We start from the raw sequence: 256 nt of genomic DNA on the forward strand, positions 1-256 counted from the left end.
GTCGGGCTCATAACCCGAAGGTCGTCAGTTCAAATCTGGCCCCCGCAACCAACTATTTGTGCTCATGGCGAGGCTGATGCCAAGCGATGGGTGTAAAGACAGCACGCTACTTCTGCTCGGTAGTGTGCGGTGATAAAGGCAGTACAATTCGGACGCGGGGTGGAGCAGCTCGGTAGCTCGTCGGGCTCATAACCCGAAGGTCGTCAGTTCAAATCTGGCCCCCGCAACCAACTATTTGTGCTCATGGCGAGGCTGA

Annotated in this window: 1 tRNA gene; it reads left to right on the top strand. The window is 56.2% G+C overall.

Features of this window, described 5'->3' with window-relative positions:
* Positions 1-153: 153 nt before the first annotated feature.
* A tRNA-Met gene (locus AACW87_RS15955) sits at positions 154-230 on the top strand.
* Positions 231-256 lie beyond the last annotated feature (26 nt).

Origin of the sequence: Aeromonas sp. MR7 (genome assembly GCF_963899385.1) — a bacterium.
In the GTDB taxonomy this organism is placed as follows: Bacteria; Pseudomonadota; Gammaproteobacteria; order Enterobacterales; family Aeromonadaceae; genus Aeromonas; species Aeromonas bestiarum.